The 19,780-nt window shown below is 73.2% G+C and carries 20 protein-coding genes; 10 read left to right on the top strand and 10 right to left on the bottom strand.

The features are described 5' to 3' along the window. Positions 1 to 16: 16 nt before the first annotated feature. From QM517_RS10995 to QM517_RS10985, 3 genes are read right to left on the bottom strand one after another with little or no spacing between them, the layout of a single operon-like run. Positions 17 to 1,516 (bottom strand): gamma-glutamyltransferase, encoded by a 1,500-nt coding sequence (locus QM517_RS10995; protein ID WP_283287424.1) that lies wholly within the window; start codon positions 1,514 to 1,516, stop codon positions 17 to 19. 1 nt (position 1,517) lies between these two features. Next, positions 1,518 to 2,615, bottom strand: coding sequence for an N-methyl-L-tryptophan oxidase (gene solA, locus QM517_RS10990; protein ID WP_283287422.1), 1,098 nt, complete (start codon positions 2,613 to 2,615; stop codon positions 1,518 to 1,520). Further along, the gene (locus QM517_RS10985; protein WP_283287419.1) at positions 2,612 to 3,868 is read right to left on the bottom strand and encodes an aminotransferase class V-fold PLP-dependent enzyme; all 1,257 of its coding nucleotides are present in this window, start codon (positions 3,866 to 3,868) and stop codon (positions 2,612 to 2,614) included. The genes solA and QM517_RS10985 overlap by 4 nt, the downstream gene beginning before the upstream one ends. A gap of 79 nt (positions 3,869 to 3,947) precedes the next feature. Between QM517_RS10985 and QM517_RS10980 the strand changes: the two genes are divergently transcribed. The 4 genes from QM517_RS10980 (at position 3,948) to QM517_RS10965 (ending at position 6,859) form a co-directional block, all read left to right on the top strand. Then, entirely contained in the window at positions 3,948 to 4,748 is an 801-nt protein-coding gene (locus QM517_RS10980; RefSeq protein ID WP_283287417.1) for a class II glutamine amidotransferase, read from the top strand. A 94-nt stretch (positions 4,749 to 4,842) separates the two neighbouring features. Continuing rightward, the gene (locus QM517_RS10975; RefSeq protein ID WP_283287415.1) at positions 4,843 to 5,709 is read left to right on the top strand and encodes a spermidine synthase; all 867 of its coding nucleotides are present in this window, start codon (positions 4,843 to 4,845) and stop codon (positions 5,707 to 5,709) included. A 104-nt stretch (positions 5,710 to 5,813) separates the two neighbouring features. Continuing rightward, entirely contained in the window at positions 5,814 to 6,341 is a 528-nt protein-coding gene (locus QM517_RS10970; protein ID WP_077050720.1) for a hypothetical protein, read from the top strand. 29 nt (positions 6,342 to 6,370) lie between these two features. Then, positions 6,371 to 6,859 carry a SprT-like domain-containing protein gene (locus QM517_RS10965; RefSeq protein ID WP_077050721.1) on the top strand — a complete coding sequence of 163 codons (489 nt, stop codon included), beginning with the start codon at positions 6,371 to 6,373 and terminating at the stop codon, positions 6,857 to 6,859. Positions 6,860 to 6,877: 18 nt separating this feature from the next. Here the strand turns inward: QM517_RS10965 and QM517_RS10960 are convergent, their stop codons facing one another. Continuing rightward, entirely contained in the window at positions 6,878 to 7,495 is a 618-nt protein-coding gene (locus QM517_RS10960; RefSeq protein ID WP_283287412.1) for a 2-phosphosulfolactate phosphatase, read from the bottom strand. Between the two features lie 84 nt (positions 7,496 to 7,579). Between QM517_RS10960 and QM517_RS10955 the strand changes: the two genes are divergently transcribed. Next, entirely contained in the window at positions 7,580 to 8,080 is a 501-nt protein-coding gene (locus QM517_RS10955; protein ID WP_283287410.1) for a hypothetical protein, read from the top strand. A gap of 7 nt (positions 8,081 to 8,087) precedes the next feature. Here the strand turns inward: QM517_RS10955 and QM517_RS10950 are convergent, their stop codons facing one another. From QM517_RS10950 to QM517_RS10940, 3 genes are all read right to left on the bottom strand, one after another. Then, positions 8,088 to 8,738 (bottom strand): response regulator, encoded by a 651-nt coding sequence (locus tag QM517_RS10950; RefSeq protein ID WP_283287407.1) that lies wholly within the window; start codon positions 8,736 to 8,738, stop codon positions 8,088 to 8,090. Continuing rightward, complete coding sequence (locus QM517_RS10945) at positions 8,735 to 9,910, bottom strand: sensor histidine kinase (RefSeq protein WP_283287404.1); 1,176 nt, start codon at positions 9,908 to 9,910, stop codon at positions 8,735 to 8,737. Before QM517_RS10945 ends, QM517_RS10950 begins: the two co-directional genes overlap by 4 nt. 233 nt (positions 9,911 to 10,143) lie before the next feature. Further along, positions 10,144 to 10,632, bottom strand: coding sequence for an Lrp/AsnC family transcriptional regulator (locus QM517_RS10940; RefSeq protein WP_283287402.1), 489 nt, complete (start codon positions 10,630 to 10,632; stop codon positions 10,144 to 10,146). 109 nt (positions 10,633 to 10,741) lie between these two features. Here QM517_RS10940 and QM517_RS10935 point away from each other — a divergent pair, with 109 nt between their 5' ends. Together QM517_RS10935 and QM517_RS10930 are read left to right on the top strand one after the other, a co-directional pair. Further along, complete coding sequence (locus QM517_RS10935; RefSeq protein ID WP_283287400.1) at positions 10,742 to 12,148, top strand: DUF6421 family protein; 1,407 nt, start codon at positions 10,742 to 10,744, stop codon at positions 12,146 to 12,148. Positions 12,149 to 12,274: 126 nt separating this feature from the next. Beyond that, positions 12,275 to 12,952 carry an SDR family NAD(P)-dependent oxidoreductase gene (locus QM517_RS10930; protein ID WP_283287398.1) on the top strand — a complete coding sequence of 226 codons (678 nt, stop codon included), beginning with the start codon at positions 12,275 to 12,277 and terminating at the stop codon, positions 12,950 to 12,952. A 17-nt stretch (positions 12,953 to 12,969) separates the two neighbouring features. Here the strand turns inward: QM517_RS10930 and QM517_RS10925 are convergent, their stop codons facing one another. Further along, positions 12,970 to 14,460, bottom strand: a complete 1,491-nt coding sequence (locus QM517_RS10925; protein WP_283287396.1) for an MFS transporter — start codon at positions 14,458 to 14,460, stop codon at positions 12,970 to 12,972. 79 nt (positions 14,461 to 14,539) lie between these two features. On the opposite strand from QM517_RS10925, the gene QM517_RS10920 reads away from it, so the two are divergent. Next, positions 14,540 to 15,607, top strand: a complete 1,068-nt coding sequence (locus tag QM517_RS10920) for a threonine aldolase family protein (RefSeq protein WP_077050729.1) — start codon at positions 14,540 to 14,542, stop codon at positions 15,605 to 15,607. 28 nt (positions 15,608 to 15,635) lie between these two features. Here QM517_RS10920 and QM517_RS10915 read toward each other — a convergent pair whose 3' ends face one another. Both QM517_RS10915 and QM517_RS10910 read right to left on the bottom strand, forming a co-directional pair. Next, positions 15,636 to 16,472, bottom strand: a complete 837-nt coding sequence (locus QM517_RS10915; protein ID WP_283287393.1) for an AlbA family DNA-binding domain-containing protein — start codon at positions 16,470 to 16,472, stop codon at positions 15,636 to 15,638. 22 nt (positions 16,473 to 16,494) lie between these two features. Further along, the gene (locus QM517_RS10910; protein ID WP_077050731.1) at positions 16,495 to 17,115 is read right to left on the bottom strand and encodes an NUDIX hydrolase family protein; all 621 of its coding nucleotides are present in this window, start codon (positions 17,113 to 17,115) and stop codon (positions 16,495 to 16,497) included. A gap of 109 nt (positions 17,116 to 17,224) precedes the next feature. Between QM517_RS10910 and QM517_RS10905 the strand changes: the two genes are divergently transcribed. Then, entirely contained in the window at positions 17,225 to 17,893 is a 669-nt protein-coding gene (locus QM517_RS10905; RefSeq protein WP_077050732.1) for an alpha/beta hydrolase, read from the top strand. Positions 17,894 to 18,081: 188 nt separating this feature from the next. Then, positions 18,082 to 19,677 (top strand): ABC-F family ATP-binding cassette domain-containing protein, encoded by a 1,596-nt coding sequence (locus QM517_RS10900; RefSeq protein ID WP_283287390.1) that lies wholly within the window; start codon positions 18,082 to 18,084, stop codon positions 19,675 to 19,677. Positions 19,678 to 19,780 lie beyond the last annotated feature (103 nt).

Genomic DNA, 19,780 nt, shown 5'->3' with positions numbered 1-19,780 from the left:
GGCGATGCGGGTGGGTTCAGGGTGCCGGGACGAGCACGGCGACGCCGTCGGCGCGGGGATCGCTCGCCGCGTCGCGCACGCCGGCGTCGCCGACGCGGCGGACGAACTGGACGTGTCCGGCTTCATCGGCGGGGCCGGGGAAGGCCGCGACGCCGAGGCCGAGGGTCTCGGCCCGTTCGATCACGTCGGATGCGACCCCCGGTTCGGTCACGAGGGTCAGCCGGTCGTGACCGAGGTCGCGGTCGCCGATCACCCAGCGCGGGCGGCCGAGCAGCTCGTCGAGGTCGGTGGCGGGGTCGGTGGCGTCGGGCAGCAGTTGCGCGAGGATCCAGGGCTGCGCCCGACCCCCCTGGCATCCCGCCACCACCGTCACGTCGCTGCGGTCGACGATCGCGGGCGCGAGCGTGTGCGGCGGGCGGGCGCCGGGACGGATCACCGCGGGGGAAGCCGGATCGATCGAGAACGCTCCGCCGCGGTTGTGGAGCAGGATGCCGGTGACGGGATCGAGCAGACCCGAACCGAAGGTCTGGTAGACGCTCTGCACGATCGTCACGGCGTAGCCCTCGTCGTCGATCGCGACCACGGCGGCGGTGTCGCCCTGCGGACGCGGCTCGCCCGGACCCGTGAGGGGCGGGGCGTCGAGCGCGAGCAGCGCCTCGAGGTCGACCGGGCCCGCGGCGGGATCGCCGAGGTGGGCGCCGCGCGCCCGTGCACCGCGGACGCTCGCCTCGAGGAGCTCGGGCGCCCCCGGCTCGCGCTCGCCCGCCGCCGCGACGCCGAGGAGGATCGCGCCCACCGAGGGCGGCGGGGCGACGCTGTACTCCGCGTCGCCGATCGTGCGGGTCAGGGCGTCGACGACCTCGGGGCGGTAGCCGGCGAAGTCGTCGTCGGTGTGGACGCCGCCGTGGGCGCGCAGCGTCCGGACCAGGGCGCGGGCGATCTCGCCGTCGTAGAAGTCGCGCGGGTCGGCCGCGAGGCGGCGGAGCGATGCCGCGAGCGCCGGCTGGACGAGGACGTCGCCCTCGGCGAGCAGTGCCCCGTCACGGGTGAAGACCTCGCGCAGCCCGGCGTCCGCGTGGATCGCGTCGGCACGCGAGACCAGGGCGCGCACGAGACCCGCACTCACCGGCGTTCCGGCGTCGGCGACCTCGGCGGCCGCCGCCAGCGCCCGCGAGACCGGCAGCACCGCGCCGAGCTCGGCGATCGCGGTCCACCCGGCAACCATGCCCGGCACGGTCACCGAGCCCGCGCCGGCGCGCGGCACCTCGCTCCAGGCCGCCGCGGCCTCGGCGACGGCGGCCGGCGCGGTGCCCGCGGCGACGACCGCGGTCGTGGAGCCGTCCGGGCGGCGGACCAGGGCGATGACGTCTCCGCCGATCGCGCACTGGTGCGGGTAGACGACGGTGAGCATGGCGGCCGCGGCGAGCGCGGCATCCAGGGCGTTCCCTCCCGCGGCGATCGCGGAGCGTCCCGCGTCGACGGCGGCGGCGTGGGGGGCGGCGAGGGCGATGGCCATGTCAGATCCCCCGTCGTGCGGCCGAGACGAAGGCGAGGTCGGGGCGCTCGATCCCCGTGGCGAGGTCGGCGACGGCGTCACCGATCGCGGGCCCGAACTTGAACCCGTGTCCCGAGCACGCCGACACGGCGATGACCTCGGGGACCTCGGCGAGCGGCCCGATGACGAAGCGCTTGTCCTCGGTCATCGTGTACAGGCACGCGGCCGCCTCGACGGGGGTGGTGTCGACGCCGGGCACGAACGCGTGCAGCAGATCGCGCAGCGCGTCGACCTCGACGGGGGTGGGCGGGGCGACGGGCGTCTCGGGGTCCCAGACCTCGCCGGCATCCACTCCGAGCTTCACGCCGTTCCCGTCGGCATCCGGGATGCCGAAGACGAGCCCCTCGGGGCGGTCGACGGAGAAAGCTCCGAGCGACGGCGGGGATCCGGCCGACTGCCCCGCGCGGACGGTGACGGTGAGGATGCGCCACACCTCGAGGAGGTTCGCCAGCTGCGGCAGCAGACGGCCGGCCCACGAGCCGCCGGCGACGACGAGCCGCGCGGCGCGCACGACACCCTGATCGGTGCGGACCTCCACGCCCTCGGACGCCGGCTCCCAGCCGAGCACGCGCTCCCCGTCGCGGAGGCCGGCGCCCGCCGCTTCGGCGAGACGCCGGAGCGCGAGGAGTGCCCGTTCGGCCTCGAGCACACCGGCCGACGGGTCGTACACGGCGCGGTACCCCTCGGGCACCGCGAACCCGGGCATCAGCGCTGCCATCCGGTCCCGGTCGTCGACCAGGACGCAGTCCGGTCCCTGCAGCTGCGACGCGCCCTCATGGGCGTAGAGGCCGCCGGTGCGGTGGAAGAGCGTCTCCCCCGACGCGCGCTCGAGCGCGCCCCACGCGTCGAAGGCCGTCTCGACGAGCGGATTCCACACCGGGTTCGGGTACGCGCGGCGGATCATGCGGGTGCGCCCGTGCGAGGAGCCGCGCGAGTGCCCCGCGGCGAAGCGGTCGATGCCCACCACGCGCACCCCGCGTCGGGCGAGGCTCGCGACGGTGGACATCCCGTGGATGCCGAGCCCGAGCACGACGACGTCGGCCGAGACGACCGCGGTCATCGCGTGATCCCGGTGGCGATCGCCGCGACCCCGTCGACGAGGGCGGACAGGTCGGTGTCGTCGTTGTACACGTGCGGCGAGGCGCGCACGACGCTCGGCACACCCCGATCGCCCAGGTCCCACTGGCCGTGCGTCGCCGGCACCGAGACGACCCGCACGCCGCGGCGTGCGAGCTCGACGACGGCGTCGGCGGATGCCACTCCCTCGATGACGAAGGTCACGATGGCCGAGCGCGTCCCCGGGGGGTCGGCGACGGTCACGCCGTCGAGGGAGGCGAGCGCCTCGCGGAGCCGTCGACCGGCATCCACCAGCCACGCCTGGGTGACCGGGATGCCGCGCTCCGCGGCCTCGTCCAGTGCGGCGCCGAGACCGAGGCGTGCGGCGATCGCGCCCTCCCAGGTCTCGTACCGCCGCGCCGAGGCGTCGAGCTCCCACTCGGAGCTCGTCGTCCAGCGCGCACCCCGCACGTCCGGGGCCGCGGGCAGCAGTCGCTCGAGCAGGGCGCCGCGCACGTACGCGAACCCGGTGCCGCGCGGGGCGCGGAGGAACTTGCGGCCGGTGGTCACCATGACGTCGCAGCCGATCTCGGCCACGTCGACCGCGAGGTGCCCGACCGACTGGGTGGCATCGAGGATGTAGGTCCCGCCGTAGCGCCGCACGACCTCCCCGATCTGGGCGGCCGGCTCGACGAGACCGGACGAAGTGGGCACGTGGGCGACCGTCACGATCGACGGTACCCCGTCGGACAGGAGCGCTTCGAGCGCGGCGACATCGACGCGGCGGCGCGCGTCGTACGGGGCGATCACGAGGTCGATCCCCTGCTCGCGAGCGAGGCTCATGAGGTGCAGCGCGTGGCTGACGTAGGTGCTGCTCGAGGCGACGATGCGCTGCCCCCGCGCGGGTCGCAGCGCATCGAGCAGGACCCGGAGCCCGGTGGACGCGCTGTCGAACAGGGCGATCTCGCTCGGGTCGGCGCCGACGAGGCCGGCCGCCGAGGCGTACACCGCGTCCAGGTGTCCGCGCCGCTCCGCCGCCGCCTCGTAGCCGCCCTTCGCCTCTTCCAGACGGAGGTGCTCGACCACCGTGGCGACCACGCCGCGCGACGGCAGAGCCGCACCCGCGGCGTTGAAGTGGCTCGCGAGCGTGGAGCCCGTGGTGCGTTCACGCTCGGCGGCGACGTCGATGGAGGATCCGTCCGCGGGGAGCGCGGATGCCGAGGCCGGTGCGGCGTCTGCGATGGGGAGCGGGTTCATGGGGGACGGGTTACCTCCGAGTAGGATCCAAACATACTACATGTGGATCCAATCTGTGGTCCCGGCCCCCGGAGGTGCCATGTCGCGCATGATCGCCTACGTCAGCCCGGGCCCGGTCGACGTACCCGCCGCCCTCGGCGACGATGTCCTGACATCCTTCGCCGCGCTCTCGCGCGTGCACGCCGACGGCTGGGGAGCGGGCTGGCGCACGAGTGCGGGCGTGGGGGCTCGAGTCGTCGCGGGACGACCCGCGACGCGCCACGACCTCGCCCGCGCCGTCCGCGTCCCGGCGACCGCGGCGCTGCTGTACCTCCGCTTCGGCAGCGCCGGAAGCGGTACCGGGGAGGCGGAGGCGCAGCCCTTCCTGTTCGGCGACGAGGCGTTCCAGCACAACGGAGCACTGTCCCCGCCCGACCGACTGCGCGCCGAGCTCACCGACGGCGAGCGGGCCGACCTCCGCGGGAGCAACGACAGCGAGCTGTACTTCGCCCGGCTCCGACGCGCCCTCACGCCCGGCACCGTTCCCGACCCCGGCCGGATCGCGGATGCCGTCGCGGCCGTCCGCGAGTCCTACCCGGAGGCGTGCCTGAACGCCCTCCTCCTCACCCCCACGGCGCTCGTCGCCGTGCACTCCTCCGCGTCGCGGCCCGCCCCGCGCGCCGCGTTCGCCGCCCGGGGATTCGCCGAGGCCGATCTGCCCCCCGGCCACGGCGACGACTACAACGTCCTCTTCACCCGCCGCACCGCGTCCGGTGCACGCCTGGTCGCGACGACCGGCATCCCCCTCGCCGGCTGGACCCCTCTCCCCGCCGACACGGTCTCGCTGGTGACCCCCACCTCCGTGGCATCCACCCCCCTCCCCCGTCGGGCGAGCGCGTGAGTCGCCAAGAATTGTCGCTCCGGTGGTGGTGGAGGCGACACTTCCTGGCGACTCACGCGCGTGGAGCGCGAGGAGCGCGGGATAGCGTGGAGACATGGCACGGATGCGGGTGGAACCGGACGATGCGCCGACGGCGCGACTGTCCGACGGGGCGATTGCGCGGGTGACCGCGTCCACCTACGTGTCGGGGTCGGAGCTCGTCGTCGACGGCACCCCGCAGTCGCACGTCGACCTGGAAGACCCCACGCACCTGCACTTCGAGTACGTCGCGCGCATGGGCGCGGTCATCGACAGACTCCGGATGCCGGGACAGCCGCTGACCGCGGTCCACCTCGGCGCGGGCGCCCTGACGCTCCCCCGCTACGTCGAGGCCACCCGACCCGGATCACGGCAACAGGTCATCGAGTTGGAGCCGGCGCTGTGGGACCTGGTGCGCGATAACCTCCCCCTTCCCCGCGGGGCGGCGATCCGCGTCCGCATCTGCGATGCCCGCGCGGGCCTGGGCCGCCTGCCCGCGGGCCTGCACGGCGCCGTCGACCTGCTGGTCAGCGACGTCTACTCCGGCGCGCAGACCCCCGCGCACCTGACCACGGTGGAGTTCTACCGGGATGCTGCGTCCCTCCTCGCACCCGACGGCGTCCTGCTCGTCAACGTCTCCGACGGACCGGGGCTCGCGTTCGCGCGGCGTCAGGTCGCGACCGTGCGCGAGGTGCTGCCCGAGGTCATCGTCCTCGCCGAGGTGCAGGTTCTCAAGGGCCGACGGTTCGGGAACCTCGTCGTGGCGGCCTCCGCCGCACCCCTCCCGGTCGAGTGGTTGCCGCGTCTGATGGCCGCCGGGCCCCACCCCGCGAAGGTCGCCCAGGGCGGCGAGATCGACGAGTTCATCCGCGGCGCGCGTCCGGCGACGGATGCCGACGCGACACCGTCACCGAAGCCCTCGGCATCCATCTTCGACCGGTGAGCCCCGAGGTCATGACCTGTTCGCGGCCGGACGGTGTGGCGATGCGGCTCCGGCCGCCGACGCACCGCAGACTGGAGACCATCGGCCATTCGAGAGGAGCGACGGTGAGCTACATCCACGGGTACGACCCCGACACATTGCGCGAGATCACCGACTCTCGCGAGTGCGCGGAACGACTCGAGGAGATCGGTTCGCAGCGCAGCCTCCCCGCCCTCCTCGAGCGCACCTGGCTCCTGAAGGTGCTCGACCGGTTCGACGAGGCGCTGACGGTGTCCGAGCAGTCGGTGCGCGTGGCGCGGATGGCCGGAACCCGCCGCGACCTGCTGCGCGCGCGCATCCTGCACGCGACGATCCAGCAGTGCCGGGGCGCGTTCGCCGCGGCCGAGCAGGAGCTCACCGCGTGCGCCGAAGAGGCCGAGGGGCAGGGGTGGTCCGGCATCGCCGCGTTCGCCCTGCAGCACCGCGGCAAGGTCCACTACGACGAGGGCGACTTCGAGTCGGCCCGTCGCGACTTCAAGCGCGCGCTGTTCCTCCGCCAGAACGCGGGAGCCGGCGACGCCGAGCTCGAGTCGACGCTGCTGGCGATCGACGCCGCCGACCGGCGACGGGCCCGCGCGGTCGTGGCGAGCTGACGTCGGAGCCCCTCTCTACGATTCCCCTCATGTCCGATCTGCAGCGTGTGCGCGTGTGGGCAGAGGCCCTGATCGCTCTGCACCTCGACGAGTCGTGGTCGTTCGCCTTCGACAACGCCAAGCGGCGCGCGGGCCTCTGCGACTACGGCCGTCGCCGCATCAGCGTCTCGCGCTACCTCACGGCGCGGTACGACGATGACACCAACCACCAGACGCTCCTGCACGAGGTCGCCCACGCGCTCGCGGGAGCCGCGGCCGGGCATGGTCCGGTGTGGAAGAGGGCGGCGCGCGAGCTCGGGTACGTCGGCGGCACGACCCACGCCGGCGAGACGGCCACCGAGCTGGCCCCGTGGGTGGGCACGTGCCCGTCCGGTCACGTCGCCTACCGGCACCGCCGGGCGACGCGTCCCACCTCGTGCGCCAAGTGCGCACCGTATTTCGACCCGCGCTTCGCGCTGACGTGGGTGCATCGCGAGATCACCCCCGCGACGCGGCTGGCCGCGGCGACGCCGCGCTGAGCCGCGTCCGGCACCGTTTCAGGCGGCGGTGAAAGCCCCGTCGCGCAGCACGGGGACCACGGATGCCGCGTCGCGCTCGGCCGCGGCGAGGACGAGGTCGCGCTCGCCCGCGTCCGCGCGCAGCCGGCCGGTGCCGCTGGCGGTGAGCAGGTGCCGCACGGCCCCGCGGAGCGCCCGGAACCCCTCGCCGGCGACGGCCGCGTCCGGCGAGGCATGGTCGATTCCGAGGTCGCCGAGCGCCGCCACGACGGCGCCGGCACCGAGGAGATCCTCCACGGCGAACCGCGGGCCCGACTCGTCGTCGTCGCCGACCGCGATGATCACGATGCTCGTGCGGTCGCCGCGCGAGCGCTGCACCTCCAGCACGTGCGCGGCGACGGCGGCGGCGTTGCGGATCCCCCCGGCCACGACGTGCGCGCCCTCCCGCTCGGCGGCGAGCGCGATGCGGTCGGCGGCGCCGGCCTGTGCGGGAGCGGCTTCCCCGCTCTCAGCGGCCGCGAGCGCCTGCGCGGTCAGTCCCAGCGTCTGCACCACCACGACGACGTGCGCCGGAGCCACGCGTCCGAGCCCCGCCTCGCCCCACTCCAGGCGCACCTGGTAGTCGACCTGCGAGAGAGCGGCGGGGGTGTTCGGCATCCCTCGAGCCTACGACGGGCGTCGGGAGTCGCCCGGCTCGTCAACCCGACCGCGTTCCCCGCGGAGAGTTGGCACAATGCGAGCATGCGCATTCTGCTGAAGTTCGAGATCGACTGCGATCCGGATGCCGCCTGGCGGGCCCTGCACTCCCCGCGCGCCGTCGCGGAGCTGTACGGACCCCTCCTCGACGTCGAGCCGCTCGAGGAGACTCCGACGTCGTTCGCCTCGGGTGACGACGTCCCGGTGCAGATGCGTGCGGCGGGTGTCTTCCCCGTGGGGCGCCAATTGATCTCGGTCGCCGACCGCGAGACGTCCGACGGCAACGGCCGCGTGCGAGTGTTCCGCGACTGGGGTGTGCCCCTCACGGGTCCGCTCGCGGCGCTGGACGTCTGGGACCACCAGATGGCGGTCTCGGCCGTGCCCGGCGACCCGAACCGGACGCTGTGGCGCGAGCGCCTCACGATCGGCGGTGCCGCCGCGCCCGCCCTGTGGCCCGGCCTCTGGGCGATGTGGCAGTGGCGCGCGGCGCGCATCCGCGCGCTCGCCCCCACCTGGGCGCACGACCCGGAGCTTCACGAGGACTGAGTCGCGCTCAGACCAGCCCGTGCCGGTAGGCGAACACGACGAGTTGCACCCGATCGCGGAGCGCGAGCTTGGTGAGGATGCGGCTCACGTGCGTCTTCACCGTCGCCTCCGAGAGGAACTCGCGCGCGGCGATCTCGGCGTTGCTCAGGCCCGCCGCGGCGAGGGCGAAGATCTCGCGCTCCCGTTCGGTGAGGGCCCCGTAGCTCGACGGCACCGGGTCGGTCGCCCCGCCCTGGGCGATGTGGGCGAACAGGTCGCGGGTCGCCTGCGCGGCGATCACCGCGGATCCGGCGTGCACCGTGCGCACCGCCGAGAGGAGGAACTCCGGATCGGAGTCCTTCAGCAGGAAACCGCTCGCCCCGTGCTGGATCGCCCGGGCCGCGGCCTCGTCGAGGTCGAACGTCGTCAGCACCACGATCCGCGGGGCGTCGGGGTCGCGCAGGATCTCGGTCGTCGCGGCCAGCCCGTCCATCACCGGCATCCGGACATCCATCAGCACGATGTCGGGACGCGTCGCCCGCACGACGTCGATGCCTTCGCGGCCGTCGGACGCCTCGCCCACGACCTCGAGGTCGGGTTGCGAATCCAGCACCATCCGGATGCCGGCGCGGAACAGCGCCTGGTCGTCCACGAGCACGAGGCGGATCGGGGAGGTCATGGGGTCGACTCCTTTCCCGGCGCGGGGGCGCCGACCGGAAGCGTCGCACGGACGACGAACGCGTCCGCTTCGGGCTGCGCCGACAGGGTTCCCCCGGCGAGCTGCGCGCGCTCGCGCATGCCGATGATCCCGTGCCCGCCCGCGGACGCGGCGATGCCGACGGCCCGGCGGTTGCGCACCGTCATCTCGACGCGGTCCGGATGCCACGCGAAGCGCACCGTCACGCGCGGGTCGGCTCCGTGCCGGAGCGCGTTGGTGAGCGCCTCCTGGAGGATGCGGTAGAGCGCGAGCTGGACGGCGGCGGGCGGGTCGGCGGGCGGAGCGGGGTCGACGGTGGTCTCGAGGTCGACGCCGGCCGCCCGCATCTGCGCGGCGAGGGTCTCGATGTCGGCGAGCGTGGGCTGCGGCCCGTCCGCCTGACTGTGCCGGAGTTGCTGGAGGAGGAGCCGGACGTCGGACAGGGCCGCACGGGCGGTGGACGAGATCGTGGCCAGCGCGTCGGCGGCCGCGGCGGGGTTCTGACCGGCGGCGTAGCGCGCCCCGTCGGCCTGGGCGATCACCACCGCGAGCGAGTGCGCGACGACGTCGTGCATGTCGCGCGCGATGCGCACGCGCTCCTGCTCGGCGATCGTGGCCTCCTCGGCCGCACGCTGCGCCGCCGCGTTCTCGGCCGCGCGGCGCGTGGTGCGCACGAGGGCGCCCGACCCCCAGCTCAGCAGGAAGGCGAAGCCCGACGTCAGCAGCACGGCGAGCACGGCGAGCACGTTCTCGGGGTGGAAGATCTCCTGCCCGCCCCGCACGATCAGGTAGCCGGTCACGGTCGCTGCGCCCACGAACGTCGAGATGAAGCCCGCCCAGTACGCGCGTCGGCTGCCGTAGGCGGCTACGGCGTAGAGGACCACGAAGACGGCGAAGTCCGTGGTGGTCGGGGAGCGCAGCAACGCCATCTGCACGACGGCCGCCACCCAGGCGAGGGCCAGCGCCACTCCCGGCTGCAGACGACGGAAGGCGAAGGCGGCCGAGAAGAGCACCACCACCACGAGCGCACCGAGGTTGCCGACCACGTCGCCCGGCTCGAGCTCGATCACGAACGAGAGCAGCCCGAAGAGACCGGCCGCGACGAGGTCGACGACCAGCTGGTATCGGAGGAGGGGACGCAGGGCGATGCGCATCCCTGTCACGCTACGCGGCGCGTGGCGCCGTGGCATCCGTCCGCAGATGTATTCACGCACGGTGCGGCAGGCGCCTCTCGGCATCCGCGAACCCCTCCTGGCGTTCGGTGCCCTCGCCCCGGGGCGCCGGCCTCACGTGGAGTGTCCAAGACACGCGGACCCGGGCGAGCCCTATCGGCGTGTCTTGGACACTCAACAGCGGCAGGCGCAAGCGCACGCGCACGCGCGCCGGGTCAGGCGGGGAAGTCGGCGGGTTCGATGGGGCGCGCCTCGAAGAAGGTCTGCAGCACGATCGTGGTGCGGGTGTTGACCTGAGCGGCCGCACGGATGTCGCGGATGAGGGTCTCGAGGTCGCGCGGCGTGGGGACGCGGACGAACAGCATGTACGCGGCGTCGCCGGCGACCGAGTGGCACGCCTCGATGGCGCTCAGGTGCGCGAGCAGGTCGGGGGCGTTGTCGGGTTGCGCGGGGTCCAGCGGGGTGATCTCGACGAATGCGGCGAGCGGGCGACCGAGGGCCTCCGCGTCGAGCACGGGGCGATAGCCGCGGACGATCCCCCGCGCCTCCAGCCGACGCAGACGCGACTGCACGGCCGACACGGACAGGCCTACCTTCTCGGAGAGGTGCGCGAGCGTCGCTCGCGCGTCGAGGGAGATCTCCCGCACGATGGCCGCATCGACGGTGTCATCGAGCCGGACACGGCGAACGGAACCATCGGACATGGGCCGAGAGTAGCGGATGCCGCGCCCCTCCCCGTGCGAGTCACGTAAGTTTTCCGTTAGCATGACGTTTTGACAGGAATATTTCCCGTACTGCCGATCGGAGGCCACCATGTCCCTCGCAACGCCCGCGCGTTCCGCTCACGACCTGCTCGACGGGCACGGTGTGGCCGATGTCGAGCGCACTCCGGCGTGGACCCTGCTGAAGGACGCAGCGGTCGAACTGCAGACCCTGCAGGCCTCGGACGGCTCCATCCCCGAGGCCGCCGACCACCCCCGCGCCGCCGCACTGGTGGCCGACATCGTGGACGCGATCGCCGCCCTGACCCCGCTCTTCCCCTATGACGACGCCTACCTCCGCGCCGTCGTGGTGGACTTCGACCGGTGGAAGGACGCCGGCTTCGGAGTGCCCGACTTCCTCGACTCCCTCGTCGCCTTCCAGCCCCAGCAGCACCGGGTCGACGGCATCCGCCACCTCGTCGTGTTCCCCATGTACACCCAGAACGGGTCGCGCGACCGGCACGTCGAGGCCGTCCTCGTCGAGGTCATCTGGCCCGAGTTCATCGCGCGGCTCGAGACCGAGTACACCAACGGCCTGTTCGTCTCGCTGCGCCTGGTCGACTTCACGCCCGGGTACGACACGAACTCCGCGGTGCTCTTCCCCGAGACCGTCGCGATGCGCGAGGTGCCCACGTTCACCTGGGGAGCGATCTTCCAGGACCGCGAGGCCGCCCGCTACCGCCGTGTGACGCGCGCGGCCGCCGAGATCACCAAGCTCGAGCTCCCGGCCGCTGCCGCCCGCATGCTCGACGACCAGTCCCTCACCGAGCAGACGTTCGTGATGTGGGACATCATCCACGACCGCACGCACATGCGGGGCGACCTCCCGTTCGACCCGTTCATGATCAAGCAGCGGATGCCGTTCTTCCTCTACTCGCTCGAGGAGCTGCGCTGCGATCTCACCGCGTTCCGCGAGTGCGTCGAGATCCACAAGCGCCTGTCGGCGCGGGACGACCTGGATGCCGCCGAGCAGGCGATGCTCGAGCACGCCGAGCTCGTGCAGTACGCGGTGATCTTCGACCGCATCTTCCGCTTCGCCATCACCGGCTCGCGCGTGCGCAACTACGACGGGCTCGGCGGCCAGCTGCTGTTCGCGTGGCTGCACCAGCGCCGCGTGCTGCACTGGACCGACACGTCGCTGGCCTTCGACTGGGACGAGGTGCCCGCCGCCGTCGTGGCCCTCGCCGACGCGATCGACGAGCTGTACTGGCGGTCGATCGACCGCCCGAAGACGGCGCACTGGCTGGCCGCGTACGACCTCGTCCGTTCGGTCGTCACGCCGCACCCCGCCTCGGTGTGGGCGCGCGGACTGTCGGACGACGTGCTCGCGGGGCTCCCGAAGGGGTACACCGACGCGGTGCTGGACGACGAGTTCCCGCTGTCGATGTTCTTCGAAGCGCTGGAGAAGAAGATGCGCCCCGTCATCGCCTCGACCGAGGGCATCACCGGGCGCGACTGAGCCGACACCCGGTCCGGCCCGCACTCCGCGGGGGTGGCGGTGAAGGCGGGGTGTCGGACACGATGTCCCCACGACGGTACGTCGCCGCGGCCGACGTCGACCGGACCGATCCACGGAGGAGACGGCATGGACACGGGTATCGAGGGCCGGACGGTGCTGCTCGCCGGCGGAACGAGCGCGGCCGGCCGCAGCGTCGCCCGCGCGCTGCGGGCGGCGGGGGCCACGGCCGTCGTCGTCGGCTCGGACGCTGGGCGACTGGCATCCGTCGCCGCCGAGATCGACGGCGTGGTCACCGAGCAGTGCGACCTCACCGATCCGGATGCCGTGGCGGCACTCCGCGACCGCGTGCACGCCGCGCACGGCGGGGTCGACGGCATCCTCCACCTGGTCGGGGGGTGGCGCGGCGGCGGAGGTCTCGCCGGTCAGAGCGACGAGGACTTCGCCTTCCTGCTGCGGTCCTTCACGGCACTGCGGAACGTCACCCGCGCGTTCGACGACGACCTCCGCGCATCCGATGCCGGCCGCCTGGCGATCGTGTCGTCGACCTCGGTCGCACGGCCCCTCGCGGGCGGCGCGAACTACGCCGCGGTGAAGGCCGCGAGCGAGGCGTGGACGCGGGCCGTCGCCCAGGGCTTCGCGAAAGCCGCCCGGGACGCCGGAGCGGACCCTTCCGCGGCCGCCGTGGTGTTCCGCGTGAAGAGCCTGGCGGGACTCGAGGACGCGCTCGCTCTCGCCTTCCTCGGGCTGTGGGGAGACCCCGCGGAGGACGTCAACGACGTGACGATCGAGCTCGCGGGAGCCTGAGGCCGCGCGGGCCGGGCTCAGCCGTCTCGGTCGCCCGGCGCAGCGGGGCGGTCGCGGGGAGCCGGCACCGCGGCATCCGGAATCCCGCCCGCCCGCGCGGCGAGCGACGACGCCTCGTCCTCCGGCCCGGGAGCATCGTCCGCGCCGGAGGCGTCGTCGGTCGGCATCGCCTGGTACTGCCGGGACAGCACGCGATACGAGCGGGTGAGGAAGGCCGCCGCGCCGACGACCACCATCACCAGCCCCGCGAAGAAGAACACGAGCGCGATCCCCCGCCCGATGCCGTCGCCGAGGAGCCATCCCCACGTCGCCTTGCCCTCGGCGGCATCCATGTAGGGGATGATCACGAACTGGGCGATCGGGGCGATGAGGAACGCCGTGATCGGGGCCGACGCCGACTCGAACGCGGCGGCGAAACCGAAGACGCGCCCTTGCGTCTCGAACGGGACGACCTTCTGGATCACGGTCTGCTCGGCGGCCTCGACCGCGGGGATGAGCGCCATGTACACCCAGATGCCGGCGACGTACAGCCACCACCAGTCGCGGAGCGTGAACGCCGCCCCCAGGACGCCCATGGCGATCACGATGAGGAGCATGGTGCGGATGGGGTTCCGCCCGAGCCCGAACTTCGCCACGAGCGCGCCGCCGATGATGAAGCCGGTGGCGGTGACGCCGAGGATCAGACCCCAGCCCTCGACCGTGAAGAGCTGGAGGCCGTACGGGTCCATGAGGGCGAGGTAGACGCCGCCGATGAGGTTGTTGAACGTCGAGAAGATCAGGAGCGCGAACAGACCCGGGGACGCCCGGACAGCCCGGATCGCACCGCGGACGTCGACCGCGGGAGCGCGCTCGCCCGCGGGCTCGGGGCGCGCCTCGGGGATCCGGATCGTGAGCAGGTGCACGAGGGCGGCCAGGGTGAGGACGATCGCGATCGCGAGCGTCCACCCCATACCCAGCTGCCCGACCGACAGCCCGCTGAACACGCTCGTCACCACGAACGACAACCCCTGCACCGTGCCGACGAGACCGTTGGCGTTGGCGCGACGGTCTTCGGGGATGAGAAGGGTCACGGTCGTCGACAGCGCGATGTTGCGCATGTTCTCGATGACGGCCCCGCCGAGCACGACCCCGGAGAAGACCCAGAACCAGGGGCCGCCGAGATCGAGCAGCGCCCGCTCGGGGAAGGCGAGCCAGAGCGCCCCCGCGATGAGGAAGGCCACAAGCGTGACGACCCCCGACACCACCATGACGCGGTGCTTGCGGTGCCGGTCGACGATGGTGCCGAAGAGCATCGCGAAGACCGCCAGCAGCAGCATGTACGCGCCGCCGATGATGCCCGTCGCGAGCACCGACCGCGTCTCGAGGTACACCCAGAAGGTCAGCGCGAACCAGAGGTAGCTCGTGGTGACGTTGGCCGCCGCCGTGTTCACGAGAACACCGAGGAAGGCGCGACGACTCGCGGCGCCGTGCGCCGTGACGGCGGGGGCGGGCGGGGGCGTCTCGGTCATGCGGCACACGTTAGCCACCCCCTCCGACATCGGCCAGGGCCCCGGCGTGGACGGCATCCGCGATGACTACGCTGGAGGGGTGACCCCCCTGCATGACACCGCCGTCCGCGGCTTCGCGTCCGACAACTACTCCGGCATCCACCCCGACGTGCTGGCGGCCATCGCCTCGGCGAACGAGGGCCACCAGGTCGCCTACGGCGAGGACGTCTACACCGCGCGACTGCAGGAGCTCTTCGCCGGCCTGCTCGGCGACGGCGTCGAGGCCTACCCCGTCTTCAACGGCACCGGAGCCAACGTCGTCGGGCTGCAGTCGATGCTCCCCCGCTGGGGCGCCGTGATCTCGGCATCCACCGCGCACATCAACGTCGACGAGGGCGGTGCACCCGAGCGCGTCGGCGGCATCAAGCTCCTGACCGTCCCCACCGACGACGGCAAGCTCACGCCCGAGCTCGTCGACCGCGAAGCCTGGGGCTGGGGCGACGAGCACCGCGCGCAGCCGCTGGTCGTCTCGATCACGCAGTCGACCGAGCTCGGCACCCTGTACACGCCCGACGAGATCCGCGCCCTCGCCGACCACGCGCACGCTCGCGGCATGCGCCTGCACATGGACGGCGCCCGCATCTCGAACGCCGCCGCAGCCCTCGACCTGCCGCTGCGGGCCTTCACCCGCGACGCCGGTGTCGACGTCCTGAGCTTCGGCGGCACGAAGAACGGCGCGATGATCGGCGAGGCGATCGTGGTGCTCGACCCTGCGGCATCCACCGGGCTCACCTACCTGCGAAAGCTCGACATGCAGCTCTCGAGCAAGATGCGCTTCGTGTCGGCGCAACTGGTCGCCCTGCTCGAGAACGACCTGTGGCTGCGCAACGCGCGGCACTCCAACGCCATGGCCCAGCGGCTGCGCGCCGGCGTCGAAGCGGGGATCGCCGACGGGTCGATCCAGGGCGTGGAGTTCACGCAGCCGACGCAGGCGAACGGCGTCTTCGCGATCCTGCCCGAGGGCGTCGCCGATCGCCTGCGCGAGAGCTTCCGCTTCTACGACTGGGACGAGGCGCGCCGCGAGGTCCGCTGGATGTGCTCGTTCGACACCACCGAGTCCGACATCGACGCGTTCGTCGCCGCGATCGCGCGCGAGACCGCGCGCTGACACCCGACACCCGACCCCCGGCGGCCGCTCAGCGCGCGGACGGGCGGCCGAGCACGAACGTCGACGGCGAGGGCCGCCAGTGCCGGGCCACGTACTCGACAGCCTCGTCGACGCCGAGCGCCCGGCTGGAGTTCCCCACGCGCACCCAGAGATCGGTGGTCGATCCGCCGTCCTTGGGCTGCGTGAGGAACACCGGTCGGGGTGCCGGACGGCACACGACGACGCACACCGCGGGAAGCTCCGGCCCGGGAGTCGCGAAGACGATCCGCGGTTGAGCTGCGGCGTTGCGGCCGAGGGCGGTCGAGAGCATGTCGCGCAGCCAGAGCTCGAACCGATCGTGGTCGGGCGTGCGCAGGGTCGCGAGATCGCGGTCGAGTCCGATCGCCGTGCCGGCGTCGTCCGCACCGATCACCAGCGTTCCGCCGCGCGAGTTCAGGAACGCCGCGACGGATTTCGCGATCGCGATCTCCATGCGCGCGTCCTTGCGGTTCTCGCGGACGTTCCAGCGCGCGGTCTCCTTGAATTCCACGCGGTCGGACTCGCCCGCCCGCAGCACGGCCGTGACGTCGATGTCGCCGCCGTCGCGGCGAGCGGCGGCGACCACCGCCGCGACGACCGCCGAGAGCCCGAGGCTCGCCCCGACCGAGAACAGGATCGTCGTGGGCACCCACAGGCGCGCCGCCCCGCCGACCCATGCCGACAGCAGCAGTCCGACGCTCACGCCCAGCACGCCGATGACCGTCATGGTCGGCATGCTCAGCGACCGCGCGGGGCCGAACACGCGACGCAGCAGGAGGGCGATGAGCGCGGCCAACGCCAGCACGACGGGCAGCGCGATCGCGAGATCGACGAGGGAGGTGTCCATCGGCATCCGGTTCTCGCGAGGGTCAGCGCAGCGCGCCCACCGACGCCAGACCGAGCCGGATCAGCGTGCCCCGCCCGCCCTCCATCTCGGCGGAGAGGGCATCGGATGCCGCCTCCTCGGGCGAGAGCCACGTGACTTCGAGCGCGTCCTGCCGCGGTTCGCACGTTCCCGTGACGGGCACGACGTACGCCAGCGACACCGCGTGCTGGCGGTCGTCGTGGAAGGCGCTCATGCCGGGGAGCGGGAAGTACTCGGCGACCGTGAAGGGCGCCGGCTGCGGCGGAAGGAGGGGGAAGGCCATCGGGCCCAGGTCGTTCTCGACGTGACGGAACAGCGCGTCGCGCACCGTCTCGCCGTAGCGCACGCGGCCGGACACCAGCGTGCGCGTCATCTCGCCGAGCGGGGTGGCCCGCAGCAGGATGCCGACCTGGGTCACCGCCCCCATGCCGTCGGTCCGCACCGGCAGTGCCTCGACGTACAGCATCGGCAGTCGCCGCCGCGCCTCGGCGAGCTCGACCTCGCTCAGCCACGCCGGGTTCGTGTTGGGACCGGAGCCTGAGGGAGCACCCGAGAAGGGCGTCGAGAGCGGCTCGCGCTCGTCGCCGTTGTCGCCGGGATCGGGGTCGGGTGTGCGCACGGGCATGCTCCCTGTATATCAACGGTCCGCGGCGTTGCCTACGCGGGAGGCGACGCCATGCCGCCGCGCGCGGGCGGGCGGAGCCCGTGTCGGAGGCGTTTGCCACAATGGCCGCATGAGCGAGCGCCCGATCCTCGACCCGTCCGTCGTCCGCTGGTCCGTGCCACCGGCCGACATCGGCGAGCGCCCCGTGCTGCTCCTGCTGCACGGCTACGCGGCCGACGAGCACGACCTGTTCGGCCTCGTGCCCTACCTGCCGGACGATTTCGCGGTCGCGAGCGTCCGCGCACCCCTGACGCCTCCGTGGCCGACGCCGGGGGCGTCGTGGTACCCGATCGAGGGGCTGAACGGCCGCGATCCCGTCGCGGTCACACTCGCCGCAGAGTCGCTCCTGGCGTGGATCGCCGAGCATCTCGGCGACCGTCCCGTCGGACTCCTCGGCTTCTCGCAGGGCGGCGCGGTCGCGATCCAGACCCTGCGGGTCGCTCCGGAGGCCGTGTCGTTCGCGGTGGTGCTCGCCGGGTACGCCGCGGGCGGCGAACTGCCCGGCGACGCGGTGCTGGCCGAGCGCCGACCGCCGGTCTTCTGGGGCCGCGGGTCGCGCGACGACGTCATCCCGCCCGCTCTCGTCGACATGACGGCGCAGTGGCTGCCCGCCCACAGCGAGTTGACCGGCCGCGTGTACCCGGGCCTGACGCACTCGGTGTCCGAGGAGGAGCTCGCCGACGTGCGCGCGTTCCTCGACGCGCGGCTGGCGGCGGGGTCCGCGGCATCCGAGGGTTGAGAAGAAGGAGACCGAGCGACTATCGTGGACAACCCTGTCCCCGAGAACGAGGTCTCCTCCGGTGAAGAACGTCGACGCTTCCGCGCCCCTGTCCGCGCGCTGACCCGTCGACCCGCCGTTTCTCGGCCGCCCTCCGCTGATGCGGACGGGTCCGGTGTCCGCGCATCCCGCGTCCCCGGAGTCCCGTCATGCCTTCCCTTTCCCCTTCTCTCGTCTTCGACCGCGTCCGCGTCGTCTGGCCGGACGGCGCCGTCGCCCTCGACGGCGTCTCCGGCGCCATCGGCACCGGCCGCACCGGTCTCGTCGGCCATAACGGCGCCGGCAAGTCCACGCTCCTCCGCGTGGCGGCGGGGCGTCTCACCCCCTCGTCCGGGACGGTCTCGGCATCCGGTGAGGTGGCGATGCTTCCCCAGCGTCTCGCGGCCGATCCCCGCCGTCCGGTCTCCTGGCTCCTCGGCGTGGAGACGGCGCTGACCGCCCTTCGCGCGATCGAGTCGGGCGATGTGGCTCCGCATCATTTCGACGCCGTCGGCGACGACTGGGACGTCGAGGCGCGCGCCCACACCCTCCTCGCCGAGGTCGGCTTGGCATCCGATGCGCTGGATCGGACCGTCGGCGAGCTCTCCGGCGGCGAGACGATGCTGGCGGCGCTCGTGGGCCTGCGCGCCCGCGCGGCCGACATCACGCTGCTCGACGAGCCGACCAACGACCTCGACCGCGAGGCGCGTGCGCGGGTGGGAGAGCTCGTCCGCGCCTGGCCGGGCACGCTCGTCGTGGTGAGTCACGACGTGGGCCTGCTCGAGCTGATGGATGCCACCGCCGAGCTCTACGGCCGCAGTCTGAGCGTCGTCGGCGGTCCGTACAGCGTCTGGAGAGCGCACCGCGACGCCGAACAGGAGGCCGCCGTGCGCGCCGAGCGCGACGCCGCGCAGAGTCTTCGACGCGAGCGACGACAACGCATCGAGTCGAACGACAAGCTCGCCGCCCGCGCCCGCGTCGCGCACAAGGCGCAGGTCGAGAAGCGGGTTCCGAAGATCATCGCGGGAGGACGGGCCAACGCGGCGCAGGTGAGCGCGGGCCGATTGAGCACCGAGATGAGGGGGAACGAGGATGCCGCGCGCGCGGCGCTGGACGAGGCGTCGGCCCGCGTCCGCGACGACGACGTGGTGCGCATCGACCTGCCCGATCCGGGCAACGCGCCCGGTCGGCGCGTCCTCTCCCTGGGGGATGGCGAACGCGAATGGATCGTCACCGGCCGCGAGCGGGTCGCCCTGGTGGGGCGCAACGGCGCGGGGAAGACGACGCTGCTCGAAAGCGTCGTGCGCGGCGCGGAGGCGGCGGGAGCGGTCCGCGCCCGGGCGAGCGTGGAACACGTCGGATATCTCCCCCAGCGTCTCGACGACCTCGACGACGCCGCCTCCGTCCTCGACGCCGTCTGCGCGGCGGCGCCGGGCGTTCCCGTCCCCGCGGTCCGCGACCGGCTCGCCCGCTTCCTCGTCCGCGGCGACGCGGTCACCCGCCCCGTCGGCTCGCTCTCCGGCGGCGAGCGATTCCGCGTCGCGCTCGCCCGCGTGCTGCTGGCGGATCCGCCGCCGCAGCTCCTCGTGCTCGACGAGCCGACCAACAACCTCGATCTCGACACGGTCGACCAGGTGGTGTCGGCCCTCCAGGCGTACCGCGGGGCGGTGCTCCTGGTCAGTCACGACGACGCGTTCCTCGCCCGCCTCGGGCTGGACCTGCGGCTGGAGCTGAGCGACGGGAGGCTGATCGAGCGCGCGCCGTGACCTCGACGCGGCGCCGCCGCCGGCAGAAGGCCGACCCCCGCAGAGGAACGTCGTTCCGCGACCGGCGAACGTCAACCCCGGCCCGATGTCGGAGGTCCGGGGG

The organism is Microbacterium sp. IEGM 1404 (assembly GCF_030056775.1).
Lineage (GTDB): Bacteria > Actinomycetota > Actinomycetes > Actinomycetales > Microbacteriaceae > Microbacterium.
This window is presented reverse-complemented; position numbering and strand designations above follow the sequence as displayed.